At 62.8% G+C, this 15507-nt stretch carries 17 protein-coding genes and 1 tRNA gene; 8 read left to right on the top strand and 10 right to left on the bottom strand.

Going from position 1 to position 15507, the window contains the following annotated elements:
* Positions 1-73 precede the first annotated feature (73 nt).
* Positions 74-1159: a hypothetical protein gene (locus ABNU55_RS10365; protein ID WP_290752854.1), complete on the bottom strand. Its 1086-nt coding sequence runs from the start codon at positions 1157-1159 to the stop codon at positions 74-76.
* Positions 1160-1351: 192 nt separating this feature from the next.
* Between ABNU55_RS10365 and ABNU55_RS10360 the strand changes: the two genes are divergently transcribed.
* Positions 1352-1840, top strand: coding sequence for a hypothetical protein (locus tag ABNU55_RS10360; protein ID WP_290752857.1), 489 nt, complete (start codon positions 1352-1354; stop codon positions 1838-1840).
* A gap of 103 nt (positions 1841-1943) precedes the next feature.
* On the opposite strand, the gene ABNU55_RS10355 is transcribed toward ABNU55_RS10360, so the two are convergent.
* A tRNA-Arg gene (locus ABNU55_RS10355) sits at positions 1944-2020 on the bottom strand.
* Between the two features lie 50 nt (positions 2021-2070).
* Positions 2071-3063 (bottom strand): P1 family peptidase, encoded by a 993-nt coding sequence (locus ABNU55_RS10350; RefSeq protein ID WP_290752859.1) that lies wholly within the window; start codon positions 3061-3063, stop codon positions 2071-2073.
* Positions 3064-3251: 188 nt separating this feature from the next.
* Here ABNU55_RS10350 and ABNU55_RS10345 point away from each other — a divergent pair, with 188 nt between their 5' ends.
* Positions 3252-3551 carry a hypothetical protein gene (locus tag ABNU55_RS10345; RefSeq protein ID WP_290752862.1) on the top strand — a complete coding sequence of 100 codons (300 nt, stop codon included), beginning with the start codon at positions 3252-3254 and terminating at the stop codon, positions 3549-3551.
* A complete protein-coding gene (gene ggt / locus ABNU55_RS10340; protein WP_290752865.1) occupies positions 3551-5332 on the top strand; it encodes a gamma-glutamyltransferase in 1782 nt (593 codons plus the stop codon). Before ABNU55_RS10345 ends, ggt begins: the two co-directional genes overlap by 1 nt.
* Positions 5333-5335: 3 nt before the next feature.
* On the opposite strand, the gene ABNU55_RS10335 is transcribed toward ggt, so the two are convergent.
* The 4 genes from ABNU55_RS10335 to ABNU55_RS10320 are packed head-to-tail and all read right to left on the bottom strand — an operon-like array spanning position 5336 to position 9794.
* Complete coding sequence (locus ABNU55_RS10335) at positions 5336-6736, bottom strand: HAMP domain-containing sensor histidine kinase (RefSeq protein WP_290752868.1); 1401 nt, start codon at positions 6734-6736, stop codon at positions 5336-5338.
* 30 nt (positions 6737-6766) lie between these two features.
* A complete protein-coding gene (locus ABNU55_RS10330; protein WP_290752871.1) occupies positions 6767-8302 on the bottom strand; it encodes an FAD-dependent oxidoreductase in 1536 nt (511 codons plus the stop codon).
* Positions 8299-9045, bottom strand: a complete 747-nt coding sequence (locus tag ABNU55_RS10325; protein WP_290752874.1) for a VTT domain-containing protein — start codon at positions 9043-9045, stop codon at positions 8299-8301. Before ABNU55_RS10325 ends, ABNU55_RS10330 begins: the two co-directional genes overlap by 4 nt.
* Positions 9046-9068: 23 nt before the next feature.
* A complete protein-coding gene (locus ABNU55_RS10320; RefSeq protein ID WP_290760016.1) occupies positions 9069-9794 on the bottom strand; it encodes a DUF547 domain-containing protein in 726 nt (241 codons plus the stop codon).
* A 279-nt stretch (positions 9795-10073) separates the two neighbouring features.
* On the opposite strand from ABNU55_RS10320, the gene rpmH reads away from it, so the two are divergent.
* From rpmH to yihA, 4 genes are read left to right on the top strand one after another with little or no spacing between them, the layout of a single operon-like run.
* A complete protein-coding gene (gene rpmH, locus ABNU55_RS10315) occupies positions 10074-10208 on the top strand; it encodes a 50S ribosomal protein L34 (protein ID WP_119454919.1) in 135 nt (44 codons plus the stop codon).
* Between the two features lie 42 nt (positions 10209-10250).
* Positions 10251-10643, top strand: coding sequence for a ribonuclease P protein component (rnpA, locus tag ABNU55_RS10310; protein ID WP_290755048.1), 393 nt, complete (start codon positions 10251-10253; stop codon positions 10641-10643).
* Between the two features lie 40 nt (positions 10644-10683).
* On the top strand, positions 10684-12522 hold the full coding sequence (gene yidC / locus ABNU55_RS10305; RefSeq protein WP_290755050.1) for a membrane protein insertase YidC: 1839 nt from the start codon (positions 10684-10686) through the stop codon (positions 12520-12522).
* A complete protein-coding gene (gene yihA, locus ABNU55_RS10300; RefSeq protein WP_290755052.1) occupies positions 12519-13163 on the top strand; it encodes a ribosome biogenesis GTP-binding protein YihA/YsxC in 645 nt (214 codons plus the stop codon). The genes yidC and yihA overlap by 4 nt, the downstream gene beginning before the upstream one ends.
* Here yihA and ABNU55_RS10295 read toward each other — a convergent pair.
* Positions 13153-13935 (bottom strand): hypothetical protein, encoded by a 783-nt coding sequence (locus ABNU55_RS10295; protein ID WP_290755054.1) that lies wholly within the window; start codon positions 13933-13935, stop codon positions 13153-13155. The two genes, yihA and ABNU55_RS10295, sit on opposite strands and share 11 nt — an antisense overlap.
* Positions 13936-14014: 79 nt before the next feature.
* Positions 14015-14233: a hypothetical protein gene (locus ABNU55_RS10290; protein WP_290755056.1), complete on the bottom strand. Its 219-nt coding sequence runs from the start codon at positions 14231-14233 to the stop codon at positions 14015-14017.
* 133 nt (positions 14234-14366) lie between these two features.
* On the opposite strand from ABNU55_RS10290, the gene ABNU55_RS10285 reads away from it, so the two are divergent.
* Positions 14367-14837 (top strand): GNAT family N-acetyltransferase, encoded by a 471-nt coding sequence (locus tag ABNU55_RS10285; RefSeq protein WP_290755057.1) that lies wholly within the window; start codon positions 14367-14369, stop codon positions 14835-14837.
* A gap of 60 nt (positions 14838-14897) precedes the next feature.
* Here the strand turns inward: ABNU55_RS10285 and ABNU55_RS10280 are convergent, their stop codons facing one another.
* Positions 14898-15356: a hypothetical protein gene (locus ABNU55_RS10280; protein ID WP_290755058.1), complete on the bottom strand. Its 459-nt coding sequence runs from the start codon at positions 15354-15356 to the stop codon at positions 14898-14900.
* Positions 15357-15507 lie beyond the last annotated feature (151 nt).

The following is a 15507-nucleotide window of genomic DNA, read 5'->3' as shown; positions in this document are numbered from 1 at the left end:
TTGGCCCAACATTAGCGCGCGCCAGCCCTCAGTCCAAGGGCTGACGCGGCGCAATTGAGTAAGAGCAGATCGCCTACCAGCGAAGATCGGCGCGGATTTCGGCCACGGCGTCATGCTCGTGAGCGGCGTACCAGCTGATATCGGCGCCATTTTCCAGCGCCAGGATCGTGGTGCGGTTCTGTTCGGCTTCATCGCTGTCATGGGCGAATTCGCGAAACTTCACATGCTCGTCGGCCTGCTCATGCATTTCTTCAAGCAGGGCGCTTTCGATGGGCAGGTAGAGCATGCTTACCTGGCCGGCCACGGCAGCATCCTGCAGGTCAGGCAGGCTCTTGCCTTCCGGCAGCTGGCCGTCGCCAACCGGCTCACCCTGGAAAGCTTCCTTGATGTGGGCCTCAACCTCATTGGCGCCGCCCGCATGGTGCTGGACGAGGTCAAAGCGGCCATGTTCCATCACCTTGGCAAAGTGGCCGACAGTGCCTTCCTCGCCGATGATGTGCAGCGTCTTGGTCTGCGGCGGCAGGGCCTCGTCGGCGGCATTGGCAATCTCTTCATAGAAGGCGCGATCGGTCTTGTCGCGCTCCTCATCCTGGCCGGTCCCGAGCGCATGGTGGACCGAGCGGCCCTCGCTGTTTCGGGCGGACCCGCGTGAGCCAGAATGGAAGAACACATCGTCCTGAACGTGGCGACGCGCTTCGACGGAGCGGTATTTCGGCGCGTCGAGACGGTCGGTCATGTCCTTCACATTGCCGCCCTGATAAAGGAACAGCTTCGGCTCGTCCTTCGCCACGAAAAGAACCCAGTGCGTCTGCCGGCTCTGGAAGTCAGCCAGAAGCGGGAGGATAAAGGGATGTTCGCCTGTCGTGATGGAGGCGACGGGACGCGAATTGAGATGGGCCATGCGGCGATTGTTCTTGTCTTCGAACAGCGCGATGCCGTTGGCGCGGAAGTCCGGCAGTTCGAACTCCTGCAGGCGCTCGATGATGAACTTGGCGTCCGGGGCATGTTTTTCGACGGCATCGACGACATTCTTGCGCAGGATGCGCCACTTTTCGCCGCCGATCTCCACAGCCGGGCAGGGGACATAGACGCTGGTCGTCTTGTCGGAAAAGTCGGCAAATGCCTGCCGGAACGTCTCGAGCGATGTCTTGTCTGACATGGTCGTCTCCTTCGTTATCTGATTGGAAAACCAACGGTCTGGAGACGGGCGCGTTCCCGCCGGGCCACGAGGGAGATGTGTTGTGGCAACGGCATTCACACGTCGGGACTGCAGCACACCGGCGCTGCGCGGAACGCGAATGGGGAGCCTGCATTACTTCATCGTAACAGGAAGGCTGGAAAGGAGCGCTGCGTGAAACACTGGGCGGTCATACTGACAACGGGGCTGATTCTCCTGATCGGGCTGGGGGCGCGCTTTGCCATCGGCAATGTCTATAGCGAAGCTGAAGCCACCAATCTCATTCAGGCGCTGACACAGACGGGGCTTTATCTCGGCTCGGCCATCGCCGGCGCGTCAGCGACGACGCTCGCCCTGATGCTGACCCTGCTGGGCCTCACCAACCAGACGCGGACCGATTTCGATGACGATGTCTATCGCAGCATCTCGCAGGTGGCGTGGCTGTCGACCGTCAGCCTGGTCGGCGCCGTCATCCTGCTCCTGATGCTGGTCCTGCCGGTTGGGGAGTTCGATAAGATGCCCGATGGCTGGTACAAGATGATGTATGAAGTCATCTTTGCGCTGACCGTATTCGTGTGCGCCTTGCTGACGGCAACCGTTGTGCGCCTCTTCATGACCATCCGTCACGTCATCAGCCAGGTTACACCGGGGCAGACGGTATGACGGATTAGGCTGGATCTGGTTCCGGATAGGGCCTCACGAAGTTTCCAGAACGAAACTTCGCCTCCGCCCCAGGACCTGACTGGCTGATTGTCCGGAAAGGCAATGGCACACCCGAGAGGATTCGAACCTCTGACCCCCAGATTCGTAGTCTGGTGCTCTATCCAGCTGAGCTACGGGTGCTCCGTTGCGAGGGCGGACACATAACGGCGCCTCGCCCCCGATGCAAGCGCTTATGCTGCACTCTTCTGATCTGCTTCATATACCCCGCGTGCGACGGCCCTCGCAAGGGTCGAGGCAGCAAGCTCTCCCAGCCGGGTGAGAGAGATCGGTGCCGGGTCTTCGAGCGCAACCTTGCCGGTCGAGAGCACGAAGAGCGCATCGCCGTCGAAGGGCGCGAAGACCGGGCGGATGGCGCGGGAGAAGCCTGACAGCGCCATCTGAGCCACTCGTTGGGCCTGCGCTGGCGTCAGCGCGGCATCGGTCGCGATACAGGCAATGGTCGTGTTCTGGCCGGGCTGCGGGTTCATCTTCGCGTCGCCCCACTCTTCGGGGTCCGGATTGTAATTCTCATCCGGCCGTTGGCCTCCAAACTCGCCATTCAGCTCAAACGGCCAGGCCCAGAAACATGATGTGCCGGGCATGAAGACGGAGCCAAAACAGTTCACGCCGGCCAGCGCGCCGATGGTGATCCCGTCGCTTGTGTGCAGGGACGCCGAGCCGAGCCCGCCGGCATGCGCGCCCGCATTGGCGCCGAGGCCGCACCCCACATTGCCGAGCGGGAAGGACTTTGCCCGGTTCTCGAAGGCTTCTTCGCCGAGCTCGCGATAGGGCGGTTTCTCGCCCCACTCCTTGTCGCCGCCATTGGCAAGGTCATAGAGGATCGCGGCTGGAACGATGGGGGTCTTCGGCACGCCCGGCAGGTCCTTCAGGCCAAAGCCGCGGCCCATAGCGCCCAGCCTGGCAGAGACACCGTCAGCAGCGGCCAGCCCATAGGCGCTGCCGCCAGAAAGAACGATCGCGTCAACCTGTTCGACCATCGTGTCGGCGCGCAAGAGGTCTGTTTCGCGTGTGCCGGGCCCGCCGCCGGCCACGGCGCAGGCCGCTGTCGCCGGCTCATCTGCGACGATGACAGTCGACCCGGTCAGAACATTGCGGTTTTCCGCGTTGCCGACTTCGATGCCGGGCACGTCAGTGATGAGGTTCTTTGGGCCGGGTCGGGACATAGGCGTTCTTTTCCTGCGGGTCTGCTTGCCTGATCCCTACAACCGGCACCCGGTGGAGACAACATGGCGGAGCGCGCGCGGTCATGCGCGGCACGGAATGTGCTTGGACGCCTGGTGGGGGCTGCAAAATCCTTGTTCGCGCTCCCGTGCCCGAATGGGCAATTCTTGATGTGTCAGGGGAGCAGGACATGAAACTCAAAGTCGCAATCGCAGCCGCCGCCATCCCGGCCGCGGCCATGATGGCCGCCGCGCAGGACGCCGAAACCTATTCCACGGAAGTGCCGAATCTCAGCCAGTGCATCGAGCGCGCGGGCGTTGATGGAGAGGCGACACAGGTGGAGCTCGATGCCTGTATCAGCGCCAATATGAACGAAGTTCGCGCCGCAATGCCCGAACTGCCTATGGATGCGGCGGGCGAAACGTCCTATCCGGTAAGTAATGCGATGACGGATGCCGCCGAAACGGGGGGCACGGAAGAGGAGTCCTGATGAAACCTGCCACCATGCTTATTCCAGCAGCCTGCCTGATTACACTGGCAGCCTGCGGCCCGCAGACCGGTACGAAACCGGTCCCTGACAGACCCACGCTGGAAGAGACAGAACAGGCGCCGCCGCCCCGTATCTGGGACAAGGGTGCCATGGTGGCAGCCGCCGACCCGCGCGCCGTTGAGGCGGGTCTTCAGATTCTCCGTCAGGGCGGCAATGCGGTCGACGCCGCCATTGCCGTTCATACCGTGCTTGGCCTCGTCGAGCCGCAAAGCTCCGGCATCGGGGGCGGCGCCTTCATGGTCTATTATGACCATGACGATGATGCCCTCACCGTCTTTGACGGGCGCGAAACGGCCCCGATGGCCGCAGATGAGAACCTGTTCGTCGTGGATGGTGAGGTCCTGGACTATGTACCGGCATGGCAGTCCGGCCGCTCAGCCGGTGTGCCGGGCATGATCGCCCTCTATAAGAGCGCACATGACGCCGAAGGCGAAGCCGACTGGGCCTCGCTTTTCGAGCCGGCCATCGATCTTGCCAGCAATGGGTTCGAGGTCTCTCCGCGTCTGGCAGAGCTGCTGGCCAATGAGCGTCTTCGTCAGGCCATGCGTCTCGATGAAGATGCGAATGCCGCGCCCTATTTCTTCCCGGAAGGCGAGCCGCTGACCGCTGGCACCCTGCGGGACAATCCAGACTATGCCGCCATGCTTCAGGCCGTCGCCGAGACCGGCCCGTCTGCCTTTTATGAGGGGCAGAATGCAGAGGCCATTGTTGCGGCCCTGTCCGCAGAGCCGCTGGCCGGTGAAATGACAGTGGAAGACCTGTCCTCGTATAAGGTGAAAGTGCGCCCGGCTGTCTGCGGCGACCATGAGACCGTGCGCATCTGTTCGGCCCCGCCGCCAAGCTCTGGCGCCATCACGCAGAACATGATCTGGGGCCTCTATGAGCGCCTGACCGAGGGCAGCAGTATCGGCTATTCCGACGAAAAGCTGGCTGCCTGGGTCGACGCGCAACGCCTCGCCTATGCCGACCGCGACCATTATGTTGCCGATGCCGATTTCGTGCAGGTGCCAACCTCCGATCTTATCGATCCGCGCTATCTCGATGCGCGCGCCGGCGATGCCTTCGCGCCGGATGCCAATCCGCAGCCCGGCGATCCGGGTGAAGTGCTCGGCCGCGGCTCGATGATCGGGATGTGGGGCCGGGACCTCACAGAGGAGACGCCGGGCACGACGCACATTTCCATCATCGACCAGGAGGGCAATGCTGTCTCCATGACCGCGACGGTGGAATCCGCATTCGGCAATTCGCGCATGGTGAACGGCTATCTTCTCAATAACCAGCTGACCGATTTTTCGCGTCAGCCAACCATTAATGGCCTGCCGGTCGCGAATGCGCCGGCCGGGGGCAAGCGTCCGCGTTCGTCCATGTCACCGACCATGGTCTTCGATCAGGATGGCGACCTCTTCATGGTGACCGGATCTCCGGGCGGCAATTCCATCGTCGCCTATGTATCCAAGACAATTGTGGCGGTTCTTGACTGGGGGATGTCGGCGCAGGACTCCATCGACCTGCCGAACGTCATCGCACGCGGCCCGACCGTTGGGGTCGAGGTCGATGTGGACCGCGGCGAGACCTGGGCCGACACACTGGCTGAGGATGGCTATCCGGTTGAGGAACGCACCGGCGAGAATTCCGGTCTTCATGTCATCATCGTGCGCGAGGATGGTCTTGAAGGCGGGGCGGACCCACGCCGTGAGGGCGTCGCGCTCGCTCTCGACTAGCTTTTATTTCGCGCCCGGCGCGGGCGGCAGGGTCAATCTGAACCGCGTGCCGCCTTCGCCGGTCTCGACCAGCGAGAGTTCACCGCCCATGGCGCGGGCAAGGTCGCGTGAGAGCGACAGGCCAAGCCCTGTGCCATCCTTTCGCGAGGAGGCGGCGAACGGTCTGAACAGGTTTTCCCGCGCCCGTTGCGGTAGTCCGGGGCCGCTATCGACAAAGTCGATATGCCCGGCCCCGCCCGATATGCGGATCTCCCCGCCGCGCTCGCCCATGGCTTCGGCGGCATTGCGGATGAGATTGGCGGCGATCCGGTAGATATGATCCGGGTCACCATGGCCTGTCTCGCCGGGCCGGAGGTCATTGGAGAGCTGGACCTGCGTTTCCTGTTCGCCAAGCGCCTCCAGGGCCGCTTCATCGATTGTCTCAGACAGGTTGACCGGCTGCAGGCGCGCAAGCGGCGTTGAGGAGCGGCCATATTTCAGCGTGTCGGTGGCCAGCGCGATGGCCCGCTCCAGCGCGCGCTCCAGCCGGGGGACGGCGCGCTGGACCCTCGGATCGTCAGAGGTCGAGAGGGCATCGGAGGCAAGCTGCGCCGTCGACAAGGTGTTGCGGAGGTCGTGATTGATCTTCGCCACGGATTCCCCCAGCTGGGCGAGCCTTTCCCGCTGGCGGAAACTTTCCGAGACGGCCGCTTCCATGTCGGCAAGGGCATTCTGCGCGCGGCCGATCTCGTCGCGGCGCGTGGTGGGGCCCAGCTTGCGCGACCAGCTGCCCGGGTCCTGCCGGAACTGGATCACGGCCTGGGTCACCCGCTGCATCGGGCGCACGACCAGGAGGATCAGCAGCAAATAGATCAGCATGGCCGCGGTGAAAGAAACGATCAGCGAGACGATGAGGATGCGTGCGGCATAGGCGCCGAGCCCTTTCTTCAGCGGGGCTTCCGGCAGGATGACTTCCAGCACGCGTCCTTCGCCGGACCCCATGGCACGCACCACCAGCATCCGACCGTCCGGCGCCGCCAGCGTCTCCAGTGTCTCGCCGATGGAGCCGAGATAGGTCTCCTCCATCATGTCGATTTCTTTCATCGGGCCGTCCAGCGGCATGGCCGGCGGCAGGATCTGCTCGCGCATGTCGGCGCTGAGTTCGGCCACGGCGAGCACTTCGGCCCGCATCAGAAGATCATTGGAAAGCTCTTCCGACACCATGCGGCTGGGTGCAGCTTCCAGCGACAGGGCGGCAATCCGGGCCGCTTGAACGCGCTCATTCAGCCAGTTTTCGCGGTAGTTCGCCGCGCTTGGCAGGAAGACGATGAATTCCACCAGAAGGATGACACCGATGGTCACGAGAAACAGCCGGACGCTCAGGCTGTCGAACAGCCCGCTTCTGTCTCTGTTTTGATGGCTCATCTTACGCACCGGCACCCGGCGGGAGATAGGTTAGGGGATGCGCTGAAGCAAGCTGACAAGCAGACGCGCGGGCTTGCCGAAGACCGTATCCTGGAAATGCGCGCTCGCCGCCCGCTTCACGACCTCGGTTCGCGTCGGATAGGGCGAGATGAAATTGGTGAGCGAGGTGAGCTTCATCCCGTTAGACATGGCATAGCCCGGAAGTTGAATGATATCGCCCGCCCCGTCGCCCACAATGGAGGCGCCGACCAGCTTGCCCTTATGCAGGATGAGTTTGCATTCACCCTTCGTCTTGCCCTCGGCGATGGCCCGGTCATTCTCGTCAAAGGCAAAGGTGGAGGTTTCGACCTTGTCGCCATACTGCTCGCGCGCGGCCGCTTCGATGAGGCCCACCTGAGCGACCTCGGGCGAGGTATAGGTGACCGCCGGAAGCGGCAGGGAGTTCGACTTCGAGCCCTGCTTGAAGAAGGCCCGGCGCACCAGAACAGAGGCGTGCCAACCGGCCAGATGGGTAAACTGGCCGAAACCCGCGACGTCGCCCAGCGCCCAGACCCGTTTGTTGGAGACCGATTTCAGCTTCTGGCTGACCCGGATACCGCTTTCGTCAAACTCCACATCGCCCGCGGCAAGGTCCATCCCGTCGACCACAGGCTTGCGGCCTGCGGCGACCAGGATGTGGCTGCCGCGCACGATCTTGCGGTCGTCCTCGCTTTCGGCCTCAACAACAATCGTCTCGCCATCCTGGCTGATACCGGCGGCCTTATAGTCTTCGAGGATGTCGACGCCTTCGGATATCAGCGTGTCTGCGGCGACCCGGGCATGGTCTTCGTCCGAAGCCGAAAGCACGCGGCCCATCTCGATCACGGTGATCTCTGAGCCCAGACGCCGGAAAGCCTGCGCCATTTCCATGCCGATGGGGCCGCCGCCCAGAATGACCAGATGTCTGGGCAGGTCGTCGATGTCGAAAATCGTCTCATTGGTCAGATAGCCGACATCGGAAAGTCCGGGGACGGGCGGAATGAAAGGACGCGAGCCGGTGGCAATGACAATGCGCCGTGCCTTCACTGTGGCGCTCGGGGAATTGATCGTATCCTTGCCGGAAAACTTGGCATGCTCGCGAATGACGGTGACGCCCAGCCCTTCGAACCGTTCCTGGCTGTCGACAGGCGCAATCGTGTCGATGGCAGAGCGGATATGTGCCTTCACCTTCTGCCAGTCGGTCACCGGCGTGCCGGTTGTGATGCCATAATCGATGCTTTCGCGGGCAGAGGCGGCGTGCTTTGCCGCTGAGATCAGCGCCTTTGAAGGCACACAGCCGGAATTAAGGCAGTCACCGCCCATCTCGCCCTGTTCGAACAGGACAACCTTGAGGCCCAGCATGGCTGCGCCTGCCGCCGCAGAAAGGCCGCCGGAGCCTGCACCGATGACAACGAGATCAGCTTTCAGATTGCGATGCGGCGCGGCCCCTGCCGAATGAGGCGCCGGTTCGGTGCTGACCTTGTCCGGGTCCTGCTTGCCCGGAATGGGGGTGCGGGGATTGCGGTTGGCGGTTGCATCATCGCTCATTGGGCAGCTTCCTCGATCTGGGCCGCCTTGCGGCGGAAAATCTTCTTGTAGATGACCGGCAGCAGCGCCACGACGGCGAGCGCCAGGAAGGCCGGCGCGAAATTTGCCACCGCATCCAGCAGTGAATTCGTCTCGCCCCGGTCGAAGGTCGCCCCGAGGCTTGCCCCGATCCACGTATATGCAATCACGCCGGGGACAATGCCGAGCGCGGTTGTCAGGACATAATCGCGGAATTTCGCGCCCAGCAGGGCCGGGGCGATATTGGCGACCGGAAAGGGCACAAGCGGCAGAAGGCGAAGCGCGAACATGTAGGAGATGGCGTCTTCCTGAAAGCCTTTCTCCATGCGTTTGACGAAACCGCCTGCGCGTTCCTGCAGCGTCTTGCCGAGCGAGGTTTTCGCTGCAAGGAAAAGCGTGCTCGCCCCCAGCGTGGCGCCGACCACTGTTGCCGCGCTGCCCCCGAAGAGGCCGAAAAGAAGCCCGCCGGCAATCGTGATCCAGAGGGCGCCGGGCAGCATGAAGACCGTCGCGAGCGCGTAGACCAGAATATACGCCCCGACCGCCATGAATATGTTCTGGTCGACAAAGGCCTGAAGCGTCGCATTCTGGCGCTGCAGCGTCTCGATGGAGAGATAGTCGAACAGGCCGAACGCCCATGCGGCAATCAGTCCGGCTGCGATCACATAGACCGGCCAGAGGCGGACCCAGATGGATGTCCCGGACTTGGTTTTATCGTCAGGCATGGAATTGGCTTTCGGTGAGGGGCTTAACCGGCCGTGTCATTGAGCGACCAGTCATAATCATAGTCGTCTATCCTGCGGCGGGCAGCGATCTGTTCGGCGAGCTTTGTGTCGGCATAGAGAAGGAGGTGGTCGATCACGGCGCCTTCGCTGCCGCCAAAGTCCTCGCGAAACCATTTGTAAATCGAGGAGACGTCGATCCCGCTATCGTCGATCCGTACGCCGCGCGGATGGTTTACATAGGCGCGGGCGGCCTCATTGAGGTCTTCGTCGAGCGTGGCGGCCCGCCATGGCGTCCGGCGAAGATCCGGGCAGCTATAGGAGGCGCAGTTGATCGCGTAATGAAGCCTTGGATCGTCGCTCCACTGCTCGCGCAGGACGTCATGCTCAATGGCGTGCAGGGAAAGGGTCTTGCCGTCAGCCTCGACCTCGATGTCCTTCCATGGACCGGCAGAATACCAAGGCTTGATCGAGCCGATGGGGTATTTCTCCACAACATAGCGGACCGTCACCGCATTGTAGAGGTTCGACCAGGCCGCGAATTGTTCATCGCGTGACATGGCCCCGAAGTCTGCGGTTTCGAACTGGCGGATATAAGCGTCCAGTTTCCTGCGGTCTTCCACATTCGCTTTCAGGGCGCCGTAGTCGACCAGATTTACCCCGTCCGGTCCCCGGGCGACATAGGTCGTCAGAATGTCAGCCCAGGGCTCGCTGGAAAGGCTGCGTTCAGCGGAGGCTGGAAAAGCGGTCATGCAGATCAGTCCCAGAAGGAGCCCGAGCCGGCGGGCGGAAAAAGGCATTGGACGTGTCATGGGCCGGCATATAGTCTGGTACAGGACGAGTGACACGTCACACACCAGTGCCGCGCTTTCACAGACGCGTGAAGTTTCGTTGCGGCAGGGGATGGCTGCCTTGGACTCAATGGCCGTGTTGCTCAAATGACTGGGATCGCGGCCTTGACCTTGGCCGGAGCAGCCTGTATCAGCCGCGGTTTCCGAATTCGGTCAACACTTGTTTGAGGCTCGACGCCCATGAAACGTACATTCCAGCCTTCGCGCCTGAAGCGCGCCCGCCGTCATGGTTTCCGCTCGCGCATGGCCACCAAGAATGGCCGCAAGGTGCTTTCGCGCCGCCGCGCCAAGGGCCGCAAGCGCCTGTCGGCCTAAAGGCCGCCTGCGCGCGCCTCTATATTCTGGAGGGCGCCCGCGATGACGACAGTCGAAGAGACACATGCTGAGGTCGAACGCCTTACCGTTCGGCCTCAGTTTCTTTTTGTGCGCGGCGGACTCAGCGAGCGGCGCAAGAGCCTCGTCATTCAGGCAAGACGCCGCAGGCCGGCAGAAGGCGCCCGCCCCACAGTCGGCAAGGGGTTCACGGCGACAAAAAAGGTCGGAAATGCCGTCATCCGGAACCGTGCGCGCCGGCGCCTCAAGGCTGCTGCCCGCGAGCTTCTGCCGCAGCTTGGGGTCCCCGGCGCCGATTATGTCTTTATCGCCCGGATGGATACCGCTGATATTGGCTGGCAGCGTTTGCTTGACGATATGGAAAGCGCGCTGATAAGCCTCCGCGCAGCCTTGAATTCGGGGTCGGGCCCGGCCTGACCCCTTTTGTTTATCTCGCACAACCGGCGGACTTGAGTACATGAATCAGGGAATGGACCCGCAGGACCAGCGCAATTTCATCATCGCCATGGTGCTGATGATTGCTTTTGTATTCGGCTATCAGACCTTTGTGGTCCAGCCCCAGCAGGAAGCGCGCGAAGAAGCCCAGCAACAGGCAGAGGCCGAGCGCGAAACCGGCGTCCCCCAGGCGGGCGATACAGGCGAGCAGACCATACCGTCTGCAGAGTCGGTTGAAGAAGCCCTCAGCGCCAATGCCCGCATCACGATGGATGCCGCCCGCGTCGATGGCTCGGTGCGGCTGCGCGGGGCCATCCTCGACGATCTGAAGCTCAAGGACCACTTCACCACGGTTGAGCGGGTCAATGAGCTGCGCCTTCTGCGCCCGACCAATTATCAGCACGGCTATTTCGCCAGCTGGTACTGGTTCGACGGCAATCAGCCGGTGGCCGGCCCTTCGGCCGAGTGGCAGGTGGAAGGCAATCCGACGCTGTCGACAGAAAATCCGGTGACGCTGACCTATGAAGGCAATGGCGTCTCCATCGAGCGCACGATCAGCGTCGATGACGAGTATATGGTGACCTATTCAGACCGGGTGACGAATACAGGCTCTGAGCAACGCACGCTTGCCCCGCTCGGCTCGATCCGCCGCCAGGGCCAGTGGAAGGAATTCCTGGACGCGACCGACCCCGGTTCCTCGAGGACTTCCGGCATGGCGCATATGGGCCTCATCGGTGTCTTCGATGACAACCTCACCTGGCGCAATTACAAGAATCTCGACAAGGGCAAGGGCCTCAAAGAGTCCGACGATATCGGCGTGCGCCGCGCATCGACCGGCGGCTGGCTTGGCTTCACCGACAAATACTGGATGACTTCGCTCATCCCCGAACAGCAATACGAGTTCGCCGGCCGCTATCAGCGCCTCTCGCGTGAGACGGGTCCGGTCATGCAGCTGACGGTGGCAAGCGCAGGCCGGGTGATCGAGCCCGGTGAAACGATCACATCGGAAAACCGCATCTTCTCCGGCGCTAAGGAATTTGCTGTCCTGCAAGGCTATGAGGAAGCGGGCGTGCCGCGCTTTGAAGACGCCATCGACTGGGGCAACATCCTCTACTATATCACCAAGCCGCTCTTCTCGCTCCTGCGCTGGCTGGAAGGCATGGTCGGCACGTTCGGCCTCGCCATTCTTGCGCTGACCGTTCTCGTCCGCCTGCCGCTCGTGCCGCTGTATAATCAGTCCTACAAGTCCATGGCGAAGATGAAGAAGCTGGCTGAGCCGATGAAAGAGATTCAGGAGCGCTTCAAGGAAGACCCTCAGCGCCGCCAGCAGGAAGTGATGAAGCTTTACCAGCGCGAAAAGGCGAACCCCATCGCGGGCTGTATCCCGATCCTGCTGACCATCCCGGTCTTCTTCGCGCTCTACAAGGTGCTCTACAATACGATTGAGATGCGCCATGCGCCCTTCCTGTATATTCAGGATCTCTCCGCGCCCGACCCGACGGCGATCGGCAATCTGTTCGGCCTGCTTCCATGGGCGGCGGCTGATGTGAAGGCGATCCCGATCATCGGCCTTATCATCGGTATCGGTTTCCTCCCCATCATGTACGGGGTTACAATGTCCGGCATTCAGGCGCTCTCGCCGCCCCCGACCGATCCCACCCAGAAGATGATCATGCGCTTCCTGCCGCTGATCTTCATGTTCGTGTTTGCAGGCTTTGCCGCAGGGCTGGTCATGTACTGGGTCTGGTCGAACATCCTCTCGCTGATCCAGCAATATTTCATCATGCGTCGAAACGGCGTGGAGACTGAGCTCGACAAGCTCATCGCGCGGCTGCTCGGCCGTCAAAAGGAAGAGGCGTGAGCGAGGCACCTGAATTCAGCGAGGAGACGATAGAGGCGGCCCGCGTCCTCTGCTCGGGCTCGTGCGAGTTCGTGCTTGGCGCAGCCGCGCTGACGCAACTGCCAGAGGCTGACCGGCCCGAGATTGCTTTTGCCGGGCGCTCCAATGTCGGCAAGTCTAGCCTTATCAACGGGCTGCTCTGGCGCAAGAACCTCGCCCGTGCCTCGTCAGAACCGGGCCGGACGCGTGAGCTCAATTATTTCGACCTTGGCGAAGGCCGTCTCTGGCTCGTTGACCTTCCCGGTTTTGGCTATGCCAAGGTCTCGCGCAGCCAGGCGCAGGAATGGCAGCGCCTCACCCTTCGCTATCTGCAGGGGCGGGTGAACCTTCGCCGTGTCTTCCTTCTGGTGGACTCCCGGCGTGGCCTGATGGACACCGATCACGAGGTCATGGACATGCTGGATTCGGCGGCCGTGACCTATCAGATCGTCCTCACCAAGGCCGACAAGGTGAAACGGACAGAGGCGGACGCGGTGCGCTCGAAGGTCGCTGACGCGCTGCGCAAACGCCCTGCGGCTCACCCGGTCATCCGCCAGACCTCAGCCGAAAAGGGCTGGGGCCTGCCGGAACTGCGCGCGGAAATCTACCAGCTTACGGAATGACGACGCCCCGGTCGCGGTCCCGCCGGTCCACACTTGGCCGTCCGCCCAGGAGTTCGTCAGGGCGCGCGCGTTCGGCCCTGTCGCGGGTCTGAAGCGCTTCGCGGCGTGAAACGCGCGCTTCGGTCCGTGCGTCGCGGCGCTGCTGGCGGGTCGTGGATGTATCATGGCGCTCGCCGCGGCGGCGCCGGCCATAGTCGCGCTCGCCCTCATTGCGGTTGCGGTAGCCATTATGGGAACCGCGCTGGAGCTCCGCCCCGGTGCGGACATCACCGCGATAGCGGTGATCCCGGTCTCCGTCCCGGTTCCTGTCACGATGGCGATCGCGCCTGTGGTCGCGGTCATCGCGGTCATGACGGTAATGGTCCCGGCGCTGGTCGCGGTAGCGCGGCGGAACGCCCCGATAGCCCTCATGGCCGCGATAGCCGCTCTGGTAGGGGCGCGCGTCGCGGTGGCGGTAGTTGCGGTTGTGCCGGTTCAGCCAGCCGGTGCGGGTCGGGTAGTAGACGTTCTTTGAATAGATGATCGAGCTGCCGGAATAGTAGTAGCCATCGCCATAATAGCCGGCCCCGTAATAGCCATCATCGAGATAGCCGGTGCGCGATGGGACGGGCTCATAATAGCGGTCGCCATAGGTGCCGCCGCCATAATAGCCGTCGCTGTACTGACCCTGATCATAATAACCATAGTCGTCATAGGTGGTGCAGGCGGTGGCCAGAAGGCCGGCGGCGGTGAGGCCGGCAAGGAGCCCGGCGCGGCGGATTGGGCGGGACATGACGTCTCCAGTGCGTTTCATCTACAAGGGTCAGGGACCGAGCCTAGCAGGCGCGGCTGACTGCAGGATGAATGCCCGGTCAGGAGGGTCGTTCCGCTGCCGCCTCTTCTGTCTTTGCGGCAGGGGTCTTCGCGCTGGCAGAGGCCGAGCCATTATAGGTCGCGGTATAGGCCGCGTTGGCGACGCCTTCGCTCGACATGTAGGGGACGAGTTCGTCGCGCGGGGAGGCGCAGGCGCAAAGCCCGATGGTGCCGAGCAGGAGGAGCGGGAAAGTGCAGGCGGAGGGGCGCGGTTTCATAGGACGCAGTCTCTGGCCTTCGCGCCCCGGTTTCAAGCCTTCGCACGCAGGATGAGCGCCCTCTAAAAAACCGGCTCCTCCGGCTCCGTTTTCTCTTGCAAGCCCGGCGCGCCTTCGCCATTTCAGGGCCTTCATGGCGGTCACGATCCTTCCAGCGAACCTCGATGCAGAGGATTTCAGGGGCCTTATCGGCGCCCACAAGGCGTTGATGCTGGAAACCTCGCCGCCCGAAAGCTCCCATGCGCTGCGGATCGATGAGATGAAGACGCCCGACCTTACCGTCTGGGAGATGCGGGGCGAGGGCGGCGGTCTGGTCGGCTGCGGCGCGCTGAAGCGGCTGTCTGACGGAAAGTCAGGCGAAATCAAGGCGATGCACACTATCGCCCAGTTGCGGGGCAACGGCCTTGGGCGCACCATGCTGCGCCATATCATGAGGGCCGCCGAAGAGCGCTACTATACACGCCTCTATCTTGAGACCGGCAGCCAGGGCGCCTTCCTGCCCGCGCGCCAGCTTTATGAGGCGCATGGCTTTACCTTTTGCGGGCCGTTTGAGGGTTACCGCGAGGACCCCAATTCGGTCTTCATGATGCGGGAATTGGGCTGACCCCCAGTACGGGCGGCCGCGCTGCCGGTTGGGCAGGGCGGTTCAGAGGGGAGCTGGGGTTTAAGGTGAGGGCGGCGAGCCTGCCTGTGGTTCGACTTCGCTCACCACGCGGCTTCCTGGTGTGAGATTTGAAGAAATCGGCGGAGCGCGGGCATCGGGGGCTGCGCGGTGCACGGACAGTGCATCGGCGGTGCACCCACGGTGTCTGGGCGGTGTTTCGCCACGCACAGCTTCGAAGGCGCACCAGAAAGCGAGCGTGTCCGGGGCTTGCCGTGTCCAGGGCGTATAGTCGAAATCTCTTGGCAGGGCGCCGCGGGCGCGCCGTTCGGTCTCGCTTTCCGGCCAGTGCGTGATGCGGATGACGCCGTTGCGCGCAAGCTCCCAGCCAAAGCCGCCGCGCCCTTCAGCGCGCGCAAGGGCGGCGGTCGCCTCAAGCCGGGCGAGGTAATGCCAGAGCACCGGCCAGTACCAGACAGGCACGAGCGCATGCGCTTTCAGAAGGGTTTGCCAGTCGAGCATCTCGCGGCGGAGTGTAGGGCGGGTTGGCGCGGAGGGGGATGGATTGAGAGTTTCCGCTGTCGCCGGCGCTCGTGCTTCGACTTCGCTCAGCATGAGCGCACGGGAGCGGTTGCACGGTGTCCGATCTTCTTTTTCCAGTCAAGGGTGAAAT

Origin of the sequence: uncultured Henriciella sp. (genome assembly GCF_964005855.1) — a bacterium.
Lineage (GTDB): Bacteria > Pseudomonadota > Alphaproteobacteria > Caulobacterales > Hyphomonadaceae > Henriciella.
This window is presented reverse-complemented; position numbering and strand designations above follow the sequence as displayed.